10 protein-coding genes are annotated in these 16155 nt (G+C 71.4%); 3 read left to right on the plus strand and 7 right to left on the minus strand.

Annotation, left to right across the window (positions count from 1 at the left end; translation table 11 throughout):
- Positions 1-90: 90 nt before the first annotated feature.
- From AB0F10_RS05425 to AB0F10_RS05440, 4 genes are read right to left on the minus strand one after another with little or no spacing between them, the layout of a single operon-like run.
- Entirely contained in the window at positions 91-849 is a 759-nt protein-coding gene (locus AB0F10_RS05425; protein ID WP_360620577.1) for a hypothetical protein, read from the minus strand.
- The gene (locus AB0F10_RS05430) at positions 839-8224 is read right to left on the minus strand and encodes a toxin glutamine deamidase domain-containing protein (RefSeq protein WP_360620578.1); all 7386 of its coding nucleotides are present in this window, start codon (positions 8222-8224) and stop codon (positions 839-841) included. The genes AB0F10_RS05425 and AB0F10_RS05430 overlap by 11 nt, the downstream gene beginning before the upstream one ends.
- Positions 8221-8556, minus strand: coding sequence for a hypothetical protein (locus AB0F10_RS05435; RefSeq protein ID WP_360620579.1), 336 nt, complete (start codon positions 8554-8556; stop codon positions 8221-8223). Before AB0F10_RS05435 ends, AB0F10_RS05430 begins: the two co-directional genes overlap by 4 nt.
- Positions 8549-8962 (minus strand): YbaB/EbfC family nucleoid-associated protein, encoded by a 414-nt coding sequence (locus tag AB0F10_RS05440; protein WP_360620580.1) that lies wholly within the window; start codon positions 8960-8962, stop codon positions 8549-8551. Before AB0F10_RS05440 ends, AB0F10_RS05435 begins: the two co-directional genes overlap by 8 nt.
- A gap of 122 nt (positions 8963-9084) precedes the next feature.
- On the opposite strand from AB0F10_RS05440, the gene AB0F10_RS05445 reads away from it, so the two are divergent.
- Complete coding sequence (locus AB0F10_RS05445; RefSeq protein ID WP_360620581.1) at positions 9085-10317, plus strand: SUKH-3 domain-containing protein; 1233 nt, start codon at positions 9085-9087, stop codon at positions 10315-10317.
- A gap of 84 nt (positions 10318-10401) precedes the next feature.
- Here the strand turns inward: AB0F10_RS05445 and AB0F10_RS05450 are convergent, their stop codons facing one another.
- Genes AB0F10_RS05450 through AB0F10_RS05460 form a run of 3 tightly spaced genes read right to left on the minus strand, consistent with a single transcriptional unit; the run spans position 10402 to position 14625 of the window.
- Positions 10402-10791, minus strand: coding sequence for a zf-TFIIB domain-containing protein (locus AB0F10_RS05450; RefSeq protein WP_360620622.1), 390 nt, complete (start codon positions 10789-10791; stop codon positions 10402-10404).
- Positions 10792-10798: 7 nt separating this feature from the next.
- Positions 10799-12058 carry a glycosyltransferase 87 family protein gene (locus AB0F10_RS05455; RefSeq protein ID WP_360620582.1) on the minus strand — a complete coding sequence of 420 codons (1260 nt, stop codon included), beginning with the start codon at positions 12056-12058 and terminating at the stop codon, positions 10799-10801.
- Positions 12055-14625 (minus strand): bifunctional diguanylate cyclase/phosphodiesterase, encoded by a 2571-nt coding sequence (locus AB0F10_RS05460; protein ID WP_360620583.1) that lies wholly within the window; start codon positions 14623-14625, stop codon positions 12055-12057. Before AB0F10_RS05460 ends, AB0F10_RS05455 begins: the two co-directional genes overlap by 4 nt.
- Before the next feature lie 537 nt (positions 14626-15162).
- On the opposite strand from AB0F10_RS05460, the gene moaC reads away from it, so the two are divergent.
- Positions 15163-15654 (plus strand): cyclic pyranopterin monophosphate synthase MoaC, encoded by a 492-nt coding sequence (moaC, locus tag AB0F10_RS05465; protein ID WP_360620584.1) that lies wholly within the window; start codon positions 15163-15165, stop codon positions 15652-15654.
- Positions 15627-16136, plus strand: a complete 510-nt coding sequence (locus AB0F10_RS05470) for a MogA/MoaB family molybdenum cofactor biosynthesis protein (protein ID WP_360620585.1) — start codon at positions 15627-15629, stop codon at positions 16134-16136. Before moaC ends, AB0F10_RS05470 begins: the two co-directional genes overlap by 28 nt.
- Positions 16137-16155: the final 19 nt, after the last annotated feature.

A 16155-nucleotide genomic window follows, 5' to 3' on the forward strand; every position in this document is an offset into this window, starting at 1 on the left:
CGCGCCGGCGCGGACGCCGACCCGCGCCGACCGTTCGCGGGCGGCAGGCCCGGCCCTGCGCGCGGATGGACCACTGCCGCGCGGGCCCGCCTATCGTGGCTCGACCACGAAGGCGGAGCCCGGTTCCGCGGGCGAGCGGTACAGCGGTGACCGGCCCAGCAGGGTGATCTTCGACGGCCGGGCCTCCACCCAGACGGCGAAGAGGCGACGGTCGGCCCCGATCGCGACGCAGCCGGCGCTGGAGGAGGCGTCCGTGCCCGGAGCCCCGGCGGCCCGGTCGGTGAGGCGCCACCCTCGTTGTTCGAGCAGGTCGCTGACGCTGGAGAGGGCCGTCACCGGGTCGGCGGCGCCGAGGCCAGCGCTCACCGTGATCTCGAAGCCGAACCGCTCCTCGCTCGGATCGACCGAGCCTGGCGACCGGCGAGCCGCGCCCGGATCGGACGTGATCGAAGCCCCGCCGTCGGGAACGGCCGCGGCCAGGATGCTCACCAGCTCCGCACGGAAATCACGACGCGCCTCCCGCACGGCCGCGATCAGCGTCTGCCAGGAGGGCGGCGTCACCGGCTCGCGGGGCGGTCGGCGCACGGGCAGCGGGACGCCCTCGACGAAGTGACGCTGCTTGAACTCCTCCCAGGTGGGCACCCCGGTGAGCGTCGCGCCCGAGGCGACCTCGACCTCGTAGATGACCCCGGCCCGGGTCATCGCCGCCTCGGCGGACTCCACGACCGATTGCGCCAGCTCTGGGTCGGAGTCGGCCCGCTCGTCGATGTAGAACGCCGCGCGTAGGTCGTCGTGTGCCTCGCCGAACGCGTACAGGTAGGTGGTCGATCCTGGCGGCTCATCGCCCATGGTCGTTCCGATCCACGGTCTCGAGCTGGTCCAGGGCGGCGGCCTCGTCGAGCGCCGACTGCACCGCGAGCCGTTGTGCGCCGTCGGCGCACGGATCACCGTTGCGTTCGAGGTCGGCGGCAAGCGAGGAGCGCTCGGTCATCAGCCGCAGTTCGTAGGCGCAGGGCAGCCCGGCGGTCTCGATCGAAATGAACATGTTGATCGCCCGATGTGCCGGGGCGTGCGCCGCCGGTTGGGCGTACCGATTCTCGATCCTGAGGATCCGGTCACCGAAACGCTGCCTGACCTCGTCGAACGCCGCCTCGAGGCCGGCCATGTCCGCGACGGTGAGCCGCACGCCGACGGCGTCGGCGACGTCACCGACGCGATAGCCGGGCCGGGCCGGGCGGTACGGGCGTTCGGTGGTCATCCGTCTCACCCGGTCCAGCAGGTCGGCCGGCCTCCTGGCCCGCGCCGAGACCCGGACCGGGACGCCCAGCCGCTCGGACAAGTCCGCGGCCAGCGACGCGATCTCCCTCCGCGCGGCCGGCAGGACCCGCAGCCGGAGCCGGATGCCGTAGTCGTCGAGCAGCATGAGTTCCCGATCGGAGGGGCTCGGGCCGACCGCCCGGGCCGGATCGCTCAGCCGCGCCGCCGCCTCGAAGGTCTTCATCCGGGAGGTGCCGTCCGGGGCCGCATCGACCTCCGGGGTGAAGACGCTGCCGGTTCCTGGATTGCGGTCGAGGAACTCATCCAGCGACGTGTACCGCGAGAGTGCGGCGTTCTGTGCGAGTTCGGTGAGCAGGCGCAGGGTCTCCGGCCGCCGATCGGCATCGAGCAGCGCCTCGATCGCGCCAAGCCGGCGAGCGGAGGACGCGTGGTCGGCGAGCAGGCGCACGACGACCTCAGCCAATGCCGCCGAATGCGGTCCGACGTGGTCGAGGACGGCGCGCCGAGCGGACGCCAACTCGACAGCATCGACCTGACCGCGGGGCGCTACTCCCTGGGCGGTCCGAACTCCCAACCCATCCGTTCGCCCTCCTCGCTCATTTCCAGAATCGCTTCGTTGGTCGGGAGGGTTGTGTGCAGGTGCTCCCGAGCCATCGTTTCCGCCGTTGCCCGGTCGACTGCTTGTGATTCGTCCGTGTAGGCGTCGTCGAACAGGATCCCGGCTGCGGTCCCCGGGGCGGAGATCCATTGCTTCCTGCTCGCGTGCCACATCACCGCCCTCAGTCGTCCTCGATCCTGAGTCCAGTATGCGATCAGGCTGGTTACCTCTGTCGATTCCTTCGACTTCAGGAACGCCCGATAGGAGAGTATCGGCTCTCTCATGACCGGCATCCAGCCTTTCTATGCCAGGAACGTCCGCCGAATTCAGTGTCCATGACTCAAGTTCCTGGTCAAGTGTGGTGTTTCTTTCTTCCAGGGTGTCGAGATAGTCTAGCCATGAGCGGAGATTAGGTGTGATCCAGCGCGCAAAGGATGTGTCCACTTCGGTAAGATTGTGAATGAGATCGAGTCCGTCCGGGCGATGCTGGGCCATCTCGGCAGACTTGTTGAGCGCCAAAATTGCAAAGAATGCTTCCACCCGTTCGGGACCAGTCACGGCGCTCGTGTGCAATCGGACGATCTCATAGAGATGATGGGTGTTTTTGCCGACCGCTCTGGACTTCCTCGTGGGGAACTGAAGTTCCATCCGGAACCCATTCTCGTTCCTCAGGGTCACATTCAGACCATTGTGGCGTCCCTTGCCGTCTCCCCAGAAGCTGGCCACTTCGATGATCTCGTAGCCATTCTGCCGCAGCCTTGTGAGTGCGTCTTGGACGGTTCGACCGTAGCCCTTTTCTGGAAGGACGATGGAGAACCTGACGCGATCGTTGGCCTTTTCGAGGAATTCGCTCACGCTGATGTTGCGGAGAGCCTCCCGCTCTTGGAACTTTCGAGCAAGTGACTCAAGCGCCTTGATCTTGTAACTGTCGTCCACGACTTCTGGGCGGTGTTCGCCTTCGTCGCATTGCAACGAAGCGGCCAGCTCACGCATTCGAAGCAGCTCGCGTTCGGCAACGAGCCGAGCGTCGGCGAAGGCGATCCGCAGCGCCTCCCGCTGGCTGCCGGTGAGCGACTGAAGCACTCGCTGCTCCGCACCCTGGGTATGGACCTCACGCGCACGCTGGACGAGATCCAAAGCCCGCGAAGGAACGACCCTTTGCTCGGTAGGCCGTTGCCGCGCCTCTTCGGCAGGTCGACCTTCGGTGGGGTCATCGGGTTCGCCGGTCTCCGGGAGGTTGGGCGTGAGCGGCGGTGAGTTTTCCGGAGGCGTTGCGTCTGGGGTGGGCCGAGCTGCCAAGCCAGCTGCTTGCCCTGCCTGCTCTGCAGTTTCGTGCCCAGCCTCCGATCGATCACCTGCGCCGACATCGTCCTCGGGTTCAGCGTTGTTGGTGTCGGCGCCGGTTGGTTCCAGGGACGAGCGGCTCCACAGGCCGGCCTGGTGGTAGGGCAGGGGTGCGGGCTCGCCTCGCGCGTTGACCACGAGCGCGTCCATCGAGACGACGTTGCCGTCGTTCTTCTGGCCGGTGTGTGCGTAGAGCGGGGTGTCCTGCGACAGGAGCCCGGTCTGTGGATCCAGGAACAGGATCGTGCCGCCCTGGTTCACCGCCGCCCAGGCGTGTGCCGTTCCCTCCTCGGAGTCCGTCACGATGAAGGCGAATGCGCCGTGGCCGGCGTTGTACAGGTGGTTGTGCAGGTTGGTCATGGCCGTGTCGACCGCCTGCTTCGCCTGCTCGTGGTTCAGGCTTCCGACGTACGGGCAGAGCCCCTGGAACTCGCCCCCCACCGTGTCTTCGATTCGCGCCAGGCCGTGCGCCTCCGCGCCCAGCGGCCTGGTGGGGTCGCCCTGCGCGTACGCGTCGAAGGTTCGCGGCGCCGACACGCGCGGGCGACCGTGCAGGTACGTGTCGAACAGCGAGAGCACCCCGTCCACGCAGTTGATGCCGCGGGTGGGGTCCGCCTGCGGGCCGCCGTCGTTCGCCAGCGCGAACCACTCGCCGACCCGGGGATCGGCCAGGCGCGTCACCAGGCCGTCCGCGTCTCGCGGCATGGCGTTTTCCAGGTCGGCCTGATGTACGGCGAGCGGCGCGCGCAGGCCGCCCGGTCTCCCGTACGGCCGGCCGTGGTCGATCGGGGGTGGGATGTCGTCGCCGGTCAGCGCGGACCGTTCGCCGGTCTCCACCGCGCCGAGCGCCATGGTGCCCACGTCGTCGTTGATCCGGATCCAGTCCGCGGGCTCGACCTCGACCTGTGCGGGGGCGTACTCCCCGGCGAGCACCTGTTCGGCCCGCGTCTCCAGCGCCTCGGCGTCTTCGCTGCTGAGTCGCGCCTCCGCACGCAGGTGCTCACCCCGGATGGTCGCGCCGGCGGCCAGGGCGGCGTCCGCCTGGCGGCCGATTTCCAGCACCTTCGCGCGCTGGTCGTCGGCGATTCGCATCAGGTAGCCGGCGTATTCCGCTCGCCGGTTCTCCTCGTGCGTCGTCCTGGCGTGTGCCATGTACTCGCGGTAGGAGCGGCGTTCCCGGGCCTCCTGCCCGTCCTCGGCGGGGACCGAGGTCTCGGAGTCGGTCCCGAGAAGCCCCGCGTTCCTGGGGGCCGGCGCCGCGGCGATGCGGTCGAGCGGGGCCGGCCCGGGCTCGAGGGCTGCCGCCATCCGATCGACCGGCCGCCGCGGCGATGGAATCGGGCGGGGGCGGCGGGCCGGTTCCGGCTTCACCGGCTCCTGCTCCGGCGGGGCCGGGTCCGGACGGGGTTCGGGATCGGGCAGCGGCGGCTCGGGATGCTCGGCGCGACCTCGCCGATCCTCGGGCGGAGCCTCGGCTTCGAGCGTCGCCTGGTACGCCGCCGAGTAGTAGATCGGCGCCGGGCGCGGCGGCGGGGGCGGCAGCGTCGTCCGCTGCGGCCGCCACGTCCCGTCCGGGCGGTCCAGGAACGGCATCGGGATGCCCTGACCGTTCACGACCAGCGCGTCCAGGGCCACCACGTTGCCCGGGTCGGGCCAGCCGCGGTGGCCGTACAGCGGCCGTGACTCGGCGACCAGCCCCGACTGCGGGTCCACGAACAGGATCTCGCCGTTCTGGTTCACCGCCGCCCAGGCGTGCGCCGTGCCGCCCTCCCACGCGTTCACCAGGAACGCGAACGAGCCGTGACCGCCTGCCAGCAACTGATCAGACACGTCCGCCAGCGCCCGGTCCACCCGCTGCCGCGCCACGGCCGGATCGTCGCCGGACATCATCGGGCACAGCGACTGGAGGCGGCCGCCCGTCGCGTGCTCGACGCGTTCGAGCCCGATCTCCTCCCCGTACAGCGGCCGCTGCGGATCTCCCTGGCTGTAGGCGTCGAAGGTCCGCGGCGCCGACACCCGGGGCCGGCCGTGCAGGTAGGTGTCGAAGAACGACAGCACGCAATCCTGGCAGTTGATCCCGCGCGTCGGGTCGGCCTGCGCCCCGCCGTCGTTCATCAGCCGGAAGTACGGCGCCCGCGGATCAGCGAGCCGCAGCGGGCCGCCGTTGCGGTCCCGCGGCATGGCGTTCTCGAGCTCGACCTGATGCCGTGCCAGCGGCGGGCGCAGCCCCGACCAGGCGCCGTAGCGTCGGGTCCGGTCGATGGAGGGCGGATGGTCGCTGTCGGTGAGCATCGACCGGTTGCCGATCGTGACGCCGCCCGGTGCCAGCAGACCGCGATCGGAGTTGGCGCGGTGCCATTCGTGCGGTTCTATCTCGGTCAGCGATCCCGGCGGTGGCATCCAATTCGGATCCCTCAGGGCGGCTACCTGCGCATCTGCCCGCTCGGCATCCGCGAGCGCCAGGTCGACGTTGGCCTCGAAGAACGCCGCCAGGTGCGAATCGAACTTCAGGAACCGTGCCACCCGGGCGGATCGGCGCGCGCTCCGAGCCCTTCGCCGGGCACTCTCCGCTTTCCCCTCGACCAGCTCGAGGGCATCCTGACGCCGCGCCATCGCATGGGCCCGGCGGAGATCCCGCGCGTGCCGGAGATAGCCGTCCACCTCGGGCGACACCCCGGCTGCCGCAGGCGTGGCCCACCCTGCCTGCGGCCCGGCAACGAGGACGTCCGGGTCCGGACCCGACGACGGTACGTCCACAGCCCCGTCCCGTGGCCCGCCGGGACCACCGGGCGCCGCACCGTTTGGCGATCGCGGTGGCGTCGTCCCACCGGCTTCGGTTCGCCCCGGAACCACGCCGGTCCCGAGCCCTCCGGCCGCGGGCGTCCTGGCGTCGAAGAAGCCGGCAGCAGGATTCCCGCCGGGCACGGACCCAGCCCTCCCCTGCGCGGCCGGGTTCTCAACCGACGGCGTAACAGCGGCCGCACCGCTCCCGGTCGGCGTGAGCACCGGTCCGCTCCCCGGCGGCGTGAGCGCCGGTCCGGTCCCGGTCGGTGTAAGCGTCGGTTGGGTCCCAGGCGGCGGCAGTGTCGGCCCGGTTTCCGGCGGTGTGAGCGTCGGTCCGGTCCCCGGCGGTGTGAGCACTGGTCCGGTCCCGGTCGGCGTGAGTGTCGGCCTGCTTACCGGCGGTGTGAGCGCTGGTCCCGCACCGGCCGGCGTGAGTGTCGGCTCGGTCCCGGGCGGCAGCAGTGTCGGCCCGGTTCCCGGCGGTGTGGGCGTCGGTCCGGTCCCAGTCGGCGTGAGCGTCGGTCCGGTCCCGGTCGGCGTGAGCGCCGGCCCGGTCTCGGAGGGCGGGCTGAGTGTCGGCCCGGTCCCGGATGCCGTGAGCGCCGGCCCGGTCTCGGACGGCGGGCTGAGTATCGGCCCGGTCCCGGAGGACGGGGTGGGGTTCGAGTCGGTCCCGAACGGCGACCAAGGGCTGAGCGCCGCCCCCGAATCCCCCAAACCGAACAATCCGAGTCCCGCCGCCCCGGCGACCACGGGTCCAGGCGCCGCCGGCCCGGCCACGGGCGGAACAGAAGGCGCAGGCCCGGGGGCAGAGGGGGCCGCCGTCCCGGCGCCGGTGACGGGATCCTGCGGCGGCGCCGAATCAGACAGGAGGGGACCGTCGGCGGCCACCGGCGTTGCTCCAGGACCGGCGAAGCCCGCACCGGCCGGATCGCCCGAAGAGTCCGCCTGCGCACCCGACGCGGGATTTGAAGAATTGGACGACGATCCAGGCCCCGGTGACGCAGCATCTGCCAAAACGGGCACCATCCCGCTACCGGAATCCGCCGACCCGGCGAAGGCAACCGGCCCCGAGAGGGCAACCGGCCCGGAGAGGGCAGCCGGCCCGGAGAGGGCAGCCGGCCCGCCGCTGGAATCAGCCGGTCCGGAGAGGGCCGCCGGCCCGGCGCTGGAATCCACCGGTCCGGACAGGGTGACCGGCACCGTGGACGGAGAAGGCGCCTTCAGGTCGCCGATCCGATCGGCGAGGTCGTCCGTGAGCCCCGCCGAGGTCCCGTCCAGCGCCGCCCCGCCGGCCCCCGAGCTGGCCGACTTGGCCACGCTCTCGAGGTCCGGCAGATCACCGCTGACCGCCGCCCCGCCGAACTCTCCCAGCACCTCGGCACCCGCGCCCCGGGCGATCCCACCGTGGTGCTGCCCGCGCCCGATCCCGGCCCCGCCGGCCGCGAACCCGCCCCCGAATCCGCCGGCCGCGGACATGCCCAGGTCGCGGGCGTCGATCCCGTCGGCCCGCCCGGTCGAGTTCTGGTAGAGCTGGACCCCGCCGCTGGTCGCGAACTCCTCCCGGGCCTCGTCCAGGCCTTCCTCCAGCCCCTCCTTGCCGAGGTGCCTGAGGCCCGCCTTGGTGGTGAGCTGCCGGGCCGCGCGATCGCCCGCCTCCTTCAGCGTCTTCTTGATCGCCTTTCTGCTGAGCTGGGCGATCAGGCGCTTGAAGATCTGCTGGATGGTGATCCGGGTGGCCGCGATCAGCCCGCCCGCGGCCGGCGACGCCGCGCCCAGCGTCAGGGCCACCGTGACGGCCATGCCGATCAGCTCGATGAGGAACAGGCCGATCTCGATCCAGGCCTCGAGCTTGGCTCCCTCGATGTCGCAGCCGCACTCCTCGACGAGTTTTCCCAGCTCGTCGGCGATCGCCAGCAGCGAGTTGAGCGGCGCGTTCTCGTCGGCGGCGAGCTGCTGCCAGGCGCCGCCGAACGCCTGCGCGCCTCCGCCGCCGTACGCCGAAAGCACCTGGCCCGCCGCGTCGTAGGCCTCGCTCCGGGGCTCGGCCAGCCGGCGGGCGATCGCGTACCAGCGGTCGGCGACGTCCCAGGTGGCCTTCTCGTCGCCCTCCGGCCAGTCGAAGCCGACCACCCACTCGAGCGACTCGTACGCCCATTGCGGCACGTCGAAGGGGCAGTAGTCCAGCGGGTGGGGTATCGGGCTGGGCAGGATCGTCACGAGCGTTTCCTGTACGTCCGATCCACCCGTACGGCTGCGTGGTGATCCGTTTGCGTGGCCTCGCGGACGGTCTCGACCACCGCGTTGCCCAGACCTTCGACGTAGCCGCCGAGCCTTTCCCACGCCTCGAGCACCTGCTGCTCGATCGGGCGGTAGTTGCTCTCGAAGGCCTGCCCGATGTCGTCGGTGCCCCACGGCCGCTGGGCGCTCAGCGCGACGAGGTCGGCGCCGGCGCCGGTGCGCTGCCGGGTGAGGTGTCTGCCGGCCGAGGCCAGCTCGCGCCCGCCGTCCGCGGCCCGATCGGGGTCGAGCCAGAGCTCCGCCTCAGGCATCGCCGTTCGCCTCGCGCATGATCGCGTCCTGGCGGCGCAGCAGCGAGCCGAAGTCGTTGTCCCTGATGTACTGCATCGGGCCCGAGTCCGCCGGCAGGCAGCCGGCGACAAGCTGCTCGACCTGCTCCGACGTCTTGGCGGTGGCGCGTTCCACCGTCGCTACGATCTTGCGGCCGAGCTCGCCGGCGTCCATGTCTCGGTAGATGCGGCGGTCCAGGCGCAGGTCCAGCAGTTGGCCGCGCGGGCCGACGGTCGCGCGGATCAGCCCGTCGTCGGAGTCCGCGCTGACCCGCAGCTCGGCGAGCCGCCGCTGCATGTCGTCCATTCCGGACCGCAGCCGCTGGTATTGGCCGTAAACATCGTCGAAGCGCGCTCGCAGCGCGTGGTTGGCATCGCGGTCCGCCATGTCCGCCACGGTCGTCCTCCCCAGCACCCGACCCATCGATCGTGGTGACATTACCGGGCGGCGCCACGCGGCGTGGTCCGGTAGTTTCAGCCCGCATACGGATCGCGGCAACAGGGGGTCTGATGATCACGCGGGAGGACGTCGAGGAGATCGCAGCCGGCTGGGCGCGGGGTGAATCCGAGCGCCGGGGATACGAGTGCACGCCGGTGATCTCCGAGTTCGATCTCGGCTTCGTGGTGTGGACGAAGCAGCCGCCGACGGTGCTGCCGATTCCGGGCGACGGCGCCCGCACGGTCATCGACCGCGCGACCGGCGCGCTGTCCACCTATCCCGGCGTCCCGGCGAATGTGATCGCGGACCTCTACCGCACCCACCAGCCCGCGGTGGCCGCGCGGCGGCGGACGGTCGACCCCGAGGTCGAGCTGCGGCGCAACGCGCGGCGCCGGCCGGCGCCGACCACGGCCGCGCATCTGAGCGTCGACGGGCAGCTGCTGATCGCCCGCGGCGCCAAGGGCGATCAGGAGATCGACCACCATCCGCTGGTAGCGGCCCAGCTGTCCGCCCTGCAGCCGGCCGAAACGGTACGCGGCACCGAGCGGCACGCCGAGCTGATCGTGCTCTCGGACGCGCTGCACGAGGCGGATCGACAGCGCGCCGAGCCGTTGACGCTGGACGAGGCGCGCACCTGGCTTCGTACGGCTGATTTCGAGGCCTTCTTCGTCCGTGACCAGGGCGATCCGCTGGGCGGGACGATCGCCCGGCCGTGCGAATCGTGCATACCCATTCTGGTCGACTTCGCGCTGCTGCCGTGGTCACAGCTCGCCTTCGTGGAGCCGTTCCGGCCGTATTCGGAGAACATCGCGCAGCCGGGCCGCTTCCCCGATCATGTGGCGGGTGCGCTCGCCGACGCGGGCTGGCGGCCGATGCAGCAGGTGGTCGCCGAGGTGCTGGCCGACGGCCTGATCGACGACGTGGTGAGCGTGCCCGGCCGGCGCTTCCGGCATCGCGCGTTTCCGGCGGCGCGGGCGGCGATCATGGCGTTCCCGGGGATCTTCTGCGGGCTGCGCGGCCCGGGCGTGCGCCGGTGGGTGCGCTGGCTCAACCTGGAGCCGGCCGCGGCGGCGCACTCGGCGGACGTGCTGGGCGAGTTCGCCGAGGTGATCGGGGTCCCGCTGTTCCCGATCGGCGTTGAGGCCAAGGGCGACGCGATCGTGGCGATCGACGAACGCGGCCGGATCTTCGCGCTGGACCAGGGCGGCGAGTGGTTCCTCGGCGAGACCCTGGACGAGGGTGTGCTGAGCCTGCTGACCGGCGACGGCCCGGCGGAACGCGTCCGTGACGACGGCACCTGGTAGCGGGCGCTCGACCGGCCCGCGCCGCCCGGGACCCTGGACATGATCCAGGCCCCGGGCGGGTCGCGGCGTGTGCGGTGAGAAGACTCAGTCGAACAGTTCGTTCAGGAAGCTCTTCTTCTTCCGGCCGCGGTAGTGGCCGTGGTAGCCCTGCTGGCGGTAGTGGCCGTGGTAGCCCCCGCCGTGCGGCTGGTGCGCACCGTAAGGCGCCGGCTGGCCGTAACCGGGCGGAGGCGGCGCGTAGCCACCGCCGTGCGCTGGCGGGGGCGGCGGCGCGGCGTAGCCACCGGGCTGCGGGGCCTGGGCCGGGCGCGGGGCCGAGGGCGTCTGCCGGCTGTTCCAGTTGGCCTCGGCGTCGAAGAGTTTCTCCAGCTCACCACGGTCGAGGAAGATTCCGCGGCACTCGGTGCACTGGTCGATCGTGACGCCGCTGCGCTCGTACACCCGCATATCGCCGTGACACTTCGGACAGGTCATCTGCATGTCACAAACGGTACAAGGCCGGGTCACGCCGCGGTGGCGTCGTTGCTGTGGGTCTGCTGTGTGCCGCGGCGAGCGCGGGCGCCCAGACCAGCAGCGCCAGGGGGTACAGCAGGTAACCGAAGCGGGTGGTCGGCATCAGCAGGATGGCGGCCAGCAGGCCGTACCCGCAGAAGAGCGCCGCGGTCGCGGCCGCGCGCGGCGGGCGGCGCACGAGCAGGCCGGCGATCGTCAGGGCGGCCGCGACCAGCAGCGCGACCGCGACGTACCGGCCGCCCGGCACCGCCTGCGAGATCAGGTAGCCGGGGAACGGCGACTGGGCCGGGCTGGTCACCTGGCCGTGCCCGAGCGGGAAACGGATCACGTTCTCGACGAAGGCGTCTGCGTCCACCAGGAAGGCCGGCACCAGGGCCAGCACGGGCAGGCCGAGCGCGCCCGGCAGGAAGCGGCGGGCGTTGCCGGTGACGATCGCCAGGACCGCGAGGACGACGAGGACCGGCAGGGCCAGCAGTTTGAGCGCGGCGGCCGCGCCCACCGCGAGACCGGCGGCGCCGTAGCGGCCGGTCGCGCAGCAGGCCAGGGCGAGCAGCGACAGGGCGAGCACCGGGAGGTCGTCACCCCCGGTGGCCAGGGTCAGGGCGCAGACGGGCAGCACGGTGGCGAACTGCACCGCCCGGACCAGGCTCGGCGGCGCCGGCCGGCCGCGACCCGCGAGCAGCCGCACGGCCACCACCAGCGTCGCGGCCGTCGCGACCGCGAACCAGACCCGTGCGTCGGTGAACCAGGCGTCGCCGAGGGCCGCCCTCGGCAGGCCGAAGACGGCCATGCCCGGCTGATACGGCGCGTAGCCCAGCAACTGGTCCCCGGGCGGCAGCGCGGCGATCGCGTGCGGGCCGAGGTACGGCGTCCCGGTGCTCGCCAGCCGCTCGCCCATGTGCTCGACGACCAGCACCTCCTCCTGCGCCCGGCCGTCGTGCCCGGCGGCACGCTGCACCGACTCGACGATCAACGGGAGGAGCACGGCGCCGCACCACGCCGCCCAGGTCAGGCCCATCCGCCACCGCGGGCGCCGCAGCACCAACTGCACAGCGACGACGGCGAGCGCGGCGAGATAGGCACAGACCGCCCAGGCGCCCCAGGCCCGATGCGACGGGAGTGTCGAGGTCAGCGCGGTGACGAGGGCGAACGCCGCGGCGAGGCCGTACAGCGCGGCGTCGGCGGCGAGGCCACCGAGGGCCCGGTCGAGGCGCGCTAGCAGGGTCACGCGGGCAAGTGTGGCAGAGAGGATCTCCCGTGCCCCGGTGACCTGCGATGCGGCATCCGGACGACCGAGCCGGCGGTGTGCAGAACGTCGGACAGCGCGCCCGGGCGCCCGCCCGAGCCGCGCAGCAGCGTGGCGAGCAGCCGGTCGGAGCGCATCGGCCGGGCGAAGAGGTGGCCCTGGCCGGCGACGCAGCCGAGCTCCCAGAGCGCGTGCCGCTGCGGCTCGCTCTCGACGCCCTCGGCGACGACGGTCAGGTGCAGGCTGCGCGCGAGGTCGACGGTCGAGCGGATCACGGCGGCGGCCTCGGACGAGGTCTCGACCGCGGTGACGAACTCGCGATCGATCTTGAGCTGATGCACCGGGATGCGGGACAGCACCGTGAGCGACGACACCCCGGTGCCGAAGTCGTCCAGGGCCAGCCGGACGCCGGCGTCGCGCAGCTCGCTCAGCGCCCGGTCGACGACCTCGAGCTGACTGAGCGTGAGCGTCTCGGCCAGTTCGAGCACCAACCGGTCCGCCGGAACGCCGTGGGCGGCGAGCCGGGACAGCACGGCGCTCGGGAACGTGTCGTCCAGCAGGCTGCGCGGCGAGACGTTGACGGCCACGGGCAGATCAAAACCCGCTTCGCGCCACATCCCGTACGCGGTGAGCGACTGCTCGAGCACCGCGTCGGCGAACGCGGGCAGCTGGCCGGAGCGTTCGACGGTCTCGAGGAACTGCATCGGGCTCAGGTTGCCGTGCTCCGGGTGGTGCCACCGGGCCAGCGCCTCGGCGGAGATCACCTCACCGCTGCCGAGGTCGACGATGGGCTGGAAGTCGACCACGAACTCGTGCTCGGCGACGGCCCGGCGGAGCTCGCCGCCCAGCATCAGCCGGCCGATGTCCGCGGTGTCGCGGGCGTGCTCGTAGGTCGCGGTGCGCTGACCCGAGCGTTTCGCCTGGTACATGGCCACATCGGCGCGGCGTAGCAGCTCGGTGACGCCGCCGCTGCCGGGCGCGGACGCGATGCCGCCGCAGGCCTCGACGGTCAGGCGCATGCCGTCGATCTCGATGCTGCGGTCCAGGCAGCTGAGCAGCGCCTCGGCCCGGTGCGTCGCCAGGGCCGGGGTGGGCAGGCCGGTGAGGAGCACCGCGAACTCGTCGCCGCCGAGCCGGGCGACCAGGTCGCCCGGGTGGGCGCCGCGCTCCAGCATGGTCGCCACCTCCCGCAGCACCTTGTCGCCGGCCTGGTGCCCGAGGGTGTCGTTGACCTCCTTGAAGTGGTTGAGGTCGATCAGCAGCAGCGCGACCATGCCCTGGTCGGTGCGGTTGTCGAACGCCTCTTCCGCGCGTTCGAGCAGCTGGCGGCGGTTGGGCAGGCCGGTGAGCGAGTCGTGCGCGGCGGCGTACGCGTGCTCGTCCGCGACCCGCTGCAGCTCGGCGTAGGCGTTGGCGTTGCGGATCGCGGTGTAGAGCGCGGACGCGAGCGCCTTGAGCTTGTAGTGCTCGGACTCGCGAAACTTGACGGCCTTTCCGAAACGCAGCCGCAGAACGCCGAGGTCGTGCCCGCTGTCGTGGCCCTCGAGCGGGGCCTCGATCACCGAGGCGGCGGCCGGTGCGGGCGCGGCTGCGCGGGTGCCGTCGTAGAAGTGCCCGGAGGAGCCGCGGACCAGGCGGGCGTCGCCGCCCTCGCCGGGCAGCTCGACCTCGGCCTCGTCGGCCGAGAACAGCTTCGGCGCCTGGGTGGCGACGGAACGCAGCACGTCGGAGAGGTCCTTGACGTTGAGCTCGTCGATGGTCTGCGCGAGCCGGCGCCAGTCCTCGCGTTCGGCGCGGCTGCGCATCATGTTGCGGGCGATCAGGTGGAGCACCAGCAGGATCGGCGGCAGCGCGATCAGCAGGCGCGGATCCCGGGCGATCGCCTGCGCCGCCAGCAAGGCGATCGCGAGGTGTATGACCCGGGCGAAGAGGTGGATGTCCCAGTTGCGCAGGGCCACCTGCAGCCAGGTGGTCCGGGTGGCCATGGCCAGAACCTGGTTGCCCAGCCCGTCGTCGACGGCGGCGTAACAGACGATGGCGGCGGCGAGTCCGAGGAGGAGGTTGATCCAGGACGGGTCGGCGCCCGAGTCGAGGCTGACCGGGCCGATGTGGAACAGCCCGGCCGCGAGCACCGCGAGTGCGGCGCCGTGGGTGTCCTTGGCGACGTTGAACGAGATCTTCATGACGTTGCGCTGGGTGACCAGCTTTGCGCCGAGGACGCCGACCGCCGTGCAGAGCACGACCCAGGGGCCCGGCAGGCTGGCGATGGCGATCAGGATCGCGCTGGAGGTCGACGAGAAGTAGCGGTGCTGGGAGCGGAGCCGGATCCGCACCACGGGACCGTTGGCGGCCATGATGATCAGCGCCATGATCGCCGGATAGAGCAATTCCGCCGGGTCGGCGAAGTGGGCGCGGGAGGCGGCCCAACCCAGCGTGCCAAACCCCGCAAATACGACGAGACCGACATACAGCCGGAGCTGTTTGTCGGTCTTCTCGTAAGTCACGTCTGCCCCCTTGCTGACCATGGTGACCGACTCTCGGTATCCCATGTCAAGACACAGCGTGGGCGAAGCTGCAGTGCGCGTGAACGGGCTCAGCCCCAGTCGTTGTCGTTCATGGTGCACCCCCAGTCCCGAGAATCGATTCCGATCGTCGTATCGACGATCGGGAAATCGCCGCTTACCGATCCGTCTGGCTCAACTCGACGCCCAAACGATAGGAATGCTGAACGATTCTGGGAAGGAGTATTTGTCGCTCGTTTCAGGAAATGCGAGTATCGAGAGTTTTATGCCAAATGCGTGACGGCCGGGCAACGCTCCGCAACCATTAGAAGATCGGTTCTTCCCGTTGCCCGGCAATGCCCGAACGGCGGTAAATGCCCTGCTACCAGTACCCGCCGCATCGCACTGCAATGTACGCCCCTCGCATTTGATCCGAGCCAACGAGAAAGCGTCCTATGGATCAATTCACCGCGTAGAACGGATTGCCATCTGAAATGGCTACGGAAAGTGGAGGATCGCTGACTTTCTGACGCCAAGTCGCCGGGGAATTCCAAGAGCATCTCCGTGGTGGATACGCTGTGGCACGTGACGAACGCAGCGAAAATGACTCATGTCGACGCCGAGGGTGCCGCGCGCATGGTTGACGTGTCGGCGAAGGAGATCACCGCACGGCGCGCGGTGGCGGCCGGTCGGCTGGCCACCACCGCGGAGGTGGTCGCGCTGCTGCGCGGCGAGGGCCTGCCGAAGGGCGACGCCCTCGCGGTGGCCCGGATCGCCGGGATCATGGGCGCCAAGCGCACCCCGGACCTGGTGCCCCTGTGCCACCCGATCGGGCTGCACGGCGTGACCGTCGACCTGCGGATCACCGACACCGGCGTCGACATCACCGCGACGACCAGGACGGCGGACCGCACCGGCGTCGAGATGGAGGCGCTGACGGCCGTGGCCACCGCCGGGCTCACCCTGATCGACATGGTCAAGGCGGTGGACCCCGCGGCGAGCATCGAGGCCGTCCGGGTCCTGCGCAAGGAGGGCGGCAAGACCGGCGAATGGGTACGCCCGCAGGACCGGCCGTGATCCGCGCCCGGGTGATCGTCGCCTCGAACCGCGCCGCGGCGGGCGTCTACGCCGACACCAGCGGCCCGCTGCTCGTCGCCGGCCTGCGCGATCTCGGCTGCGAGGTGGACCGGGAGCCGGTCGTCGTGCCGGACGGCGAGCCGGTGGCCGAGGCACTGCGGATCGCCGTCGCCGAGGGCGTCGACGTGGTCGTCACCAGCGGGGGCACCGGCGTGACCCCGACCGACCGGACGCCCGAGGCGACCCGGCCGCTGCTCGACTTCGAGGTGCCCGGCATCGCGGAGGCGATCCGCGCTCACAGCAGGGACAAGGTGCCCACGGCGGCGCTCTCCCGCGGCCTCGCCGGCGTCGCGGGCCGCACGCTCGTGGTCAACCTGCCCGGGTCGACGGGCGGCGCCCGGGACGGCCTGGCGGTGCTCGGCCCGATCCTCGCGCACACGGTGGAGCAGATCGGCGGCGGCGACCATAGGCTCTCCTCGTGAGCGCAGAGAACATCCCGGT

This window comes from Actinoplanes sp. NPDC026623 (assembly GCF_040638275.1).
Taxonomy (GTDB): domain Bacteria; phylum Actinomycetota; class Actinomycetes; order Mycobacteriales; family Micromonosporaceae; genus Actinoplanes.